Annotated in this window: 5 protein-coding genes; 3 read left to right on the top strand and 2 right to left on the bottom strand. The window is 53.5% G+C overall.

Annotated features, from left to right (window positions below):
* Positions 1-136: 136 nt before the first annotated feature.
* Positions 137-466, bottom strand: coding sequence for a HEPN domain-containing protein (locus MVD07_RS02570; protein ID WP_297498235.1), 330 nt, complete (start codon positions 464-466; stop codon positions 137-139).
* A 162-nt stretch (positions 467-628) separates the two neighbouring features.
* On the opposite strand from MVD07_RS02570, the gene MVD07_RS02565 reads away from it, so the two are divergent.
* The 3 genes from MVD07_RS02565 (at position 629) to MVD07_RS02555 (ending at position 1628) form a co-directional block, all read left to right on the top strand.
* Positions 629-994, top strand: coding sequence for a hypothetical protein (locus MVD07_RS02565; RefSeq protein WP_297498244.1), 366 nt, complete (start codon positions 629-631; stop codon positions 992-994).
* Positions 879-1145 (top strand): type II toxin-antitoxin system RelE/ParE family toxin, encoded by a 267-nt coding sequence (locus MVD07_RS02560; RefSeq protein ID WP_297498241.1) that lies wholly within the window; start codon positions 879-881, stop codon positions 1143-1145. Before MVD07_RS02565 ends, MVD07_RS02560 begins: the two co-directional genes overlap by 116 nt.
* A gap of 69 nt (positions 1146-1214) precedes the next feature.
* Positions 1215-1628 carry an RNA-binding domain-containing protein gene (locus MVD07_RS02555; protein WP_297498238.1) on the top strand — a complete coding sequence of 138 codons (414 nt, stop codon included), beginning with the start codon at positions 1215-1217 and terminating at the stop codon, positions 1626-1628.
* A gap of 9 nt (positions 1629-1637) precedes the next feature.
* Here MVD07_RS02555 and MVD07_RS02550 read toward each other — a convergent pair.
* The coding region (locus MVD07_RS02550; RefSeq protein WP_297498232.1) for an ABC transporter permease at positions 1638-2891 on the bottom strand (1254 nt) is incomplete at its 5' end.

Here is a 2891-nt window from a genome sequence, read left to right as displayed (position 1 = left end):
GTCAACGTCATTTGGGAAGGGCTTTCCAATCACGGTAGAGCCGTATAGAACCACATCAAAGACCTCCTGATGGTTCTCGACGAATGCTCTGGCGGCTTTACCAAGGGCCTCAACGGAATCCTTATGAAGTGAGAAATCAGAGGGAAGAATAAACTCTGTGGACGTCATTTCTCAGCACCTCCACCCAGCTCTTTTCAATCCGCTTCATGTAGGAACTCCTGTAGTAGTTGAAGTGAAAGTCCACCACCTCGTAAAGCTCCGGATACCTCTCCTCCAGTATCCTGAACCTCTCCGTATGGTTCCGGGGCAGTCTGCCGGTATCTCTCAGGATAACGTAGTCGCACAGCGCCACCAACGCCTTGAAGTAAAGGTTCATCGCTGAATTGTAATGGCCCTTTGAAAAGAGTAGATCTGCGTCTTCCAGGTACACTCTTGCGTTTTCCAACAACTCAGCAGGAGTCGTCATCTCCTCACCTCGTTGTCATGATAACGAAAAGGCAATATATAAAGCCTTTGGTTATCATGATAACTAATCTCCATAGACTTAGCTTTTCTGTTATCATGACAACACCGCCAGGCGGCAAACCTTTATAGGATTGCACCTCGATTGGGGACTGGGTGCGGGGAAATGGCGGAGGCTGTTGATTACTCATACCTCCTGAGGAAAATCGAGGTTTTGGAGAGGGATCTTGAGGAACTCAAGGCCCTCGTGCTCAGGCTCCAAGCCGAGAAGGAAGAGCCTGAAGTCATTCCCGAGGAGGAGTACCGGAAACTCGTGGAAAAGGCGGAGCACCTCCGAAAACATCCAGAGAAGGGGCTAACGGCAGAAGAAGCGGTCAAACTGCTGGAAAAGGCGATGCCGGATGTACCGGGTGGTAGTGAGCAGAGACGTCGTCAAAAAGGCCAAGAAGCTCCTAAAGCCCTCCCAACGCAGAAAGCTCGCCGAGTTCATAGAGGTCCTGAAAGAAAATCCCTATCCCAAGCCGCCCTATGACCTGAAACCGGTCAGGGGCGAACGGAGCAAGGAGACAAACACATACCGCCTCAGGATTGGGGGCTACAGGATTTTCTACACGGTCTATTGGAACGACAGAATGATAATCGTAACCGACATACGGCCGCGAGAAAGCGCGTATAGAAAGTGATGCTGAAAGGGATGGACTTCCACCCGCTGCCCTTATAAATCCCTCCCCCAACCGATTTTGGTGGTCAGAATGGAGCTGTTCGAGGAAGTTGAAGCTGAGGCTTACGTTTACCCTACCGAAGACATCGAGAAGGTAAAGAGGGCGATGCTGAACCTCATCCCCGACCTTGAGTTCGAGGCCTTCGATAAAGGGGACTACATAATCCTCACCGGAAAAACGAAGAGCAGGAAAGCCCTTCAGAGGCTCTACGAGCTCTTCAGGGGGCAGGCAATCTTAGATACCGCACACTCCTTCCTTGAGGAGGGCTACTTCGGCGAAGAGATAATAATCCGGGTTAACAAGCAGGCCGCCTACGCCGGTTCCGTGAACTTCAACGAGGAGTCTCCGTTAGGCCCGATAACGATAACCATAAGGACGAAGGACCCGAAGAGGCTTATGAAGTGGCTCGCGCCGAGAACCAGGGATGGCGTGCCGGTAGAGTGAGGGGAGGGCTCATCCTCTTCTCTTCCTGCCCCAGCTTATCTTCGCGGTTAGGAGCTTCTCGCTTGAGAAGACCCTTGCGGTTGCGTAGAGTGTTGCCCCGGCTATGACGGCAAGGTAGAGCACGCTCCAGAAGAGTGGCCCGTAGTCGGCTCCAAGGGCGTACCTGTATGCCACTATGGGGTGGGTGAACGGATCAGCCAAGAGGCCGTATTTTGCTATGACTGGGAGCTCATCCAGGTCGGTGAACATCAGAACGAAGGCCGGGAAGGCCAGGGGGAGTATCACCGAGCTGACGACGGTGTTGGCGCTCTGGACGTCCTCGGCGAAGACCGCCAGGATCATTGCAAGGGACAGGGAGAAGACTATCGTAAGGAATATCACGAGGGCGAAGAGTAACATCCCGAAGGGCGTCATCTCAAGGCCCAGGGCCCCAGGTGAGACCCCTATCTGGAGGCCCATCGAGCCCATGTAGCTCTTCAGCCCGACTATATAAGCCAGCGATGCTATGAGGCCCATAACCGCTGTTCCACTTATCTTTGACGCAACTATCGTCGTCCTCCTCACCGGGAGGGTGAGGAGGGTTTCGAGGGTCTTGTTCTCCTTCTCGCTCGCTATCGCCCCTGCTGCCATCTGGGCTGTTATGGTGACCATCAGGAAGACTATAAGCGGCAGACCGTATGCCTGAGAGGCGAGGACGCTGGAGACCACCTCGGGCGGGACGTTGATTATCCTGCCCTTTACGACTGACAGGCTGACGGCTTTTATGGGGTGCAGTACCGCATCAGGATTCTTCGCCCCAAGCTTCATAACCTTAATCCTCGCAATCTCTTCTGACAGGACGTTTATCACGGCGTTTATCCTGGCCTCACTCACGCTCTCCTTTATCCCGGGGGTTATCTTCCTGAATATCCCGAAGACCTCCACCGTGGCGGGATTTCCTCCCTCTATGCTCTCGCTGAAGTTGGCCGGAATCACCACGAGGACGTTCTGCTTTCTAAGGGATGCTTCCCGAATGGCATCCTCAACGCTCGTTACGTTCAGAACGGTTACGCCGACTTGAGGGGCCGACTGGAGGGCCTTTATAAGAACCTCACCGTACTTGCCCGAGTCAAGGTTGACTATGGCAACGTGGGTCATACCCTGGGCTTTCTCTATGCCCACCTGCATCGTCTTCCCTAGAGCTGGATATATCACGAGGGGGACTATTATGAGACCGAATATCAGCTTCTTGTCCCTCAGGAGGTTCTTGAGCTCCTTCATTGC

It is taken from the genome of Thermococcus sp. (assembly GCF_027008145.1).
Taxonomy (GTDB): Archaea; Methanobacteriota_B; Thermococci; order Thermococcales; family Thermococcaceae; genus Thermococcus.
This window is presented reverse-complemented; position numbering and strand designations above follow the sequence as displayed.

Excerpts from the sequence above, each read along its gene's own strand:
- MVD07_RS02570 (WP_297498235.1), bottom strand. The coding sequence starts at position 466 with ATGACGACTCCTGCTGAGTTGTTGGAAAACGCAAGAGTGTACCTGGAA.
- MVD07_RS02565 (WP_297498244.1), top strand. The coding sequence starts at position 629 with ATGGCGGAGGCTGTTGATTACTCATACCTCCTGAGGAAAATCGAGGTT.
- MVD07_RS02555 (WP_297498238.1), top strand. The coding sequence starts at position 1,215 with ATGGAGCTGTTCGAGGAAGTTGAAGCTGAGGCTTACGTTTACCCTACC.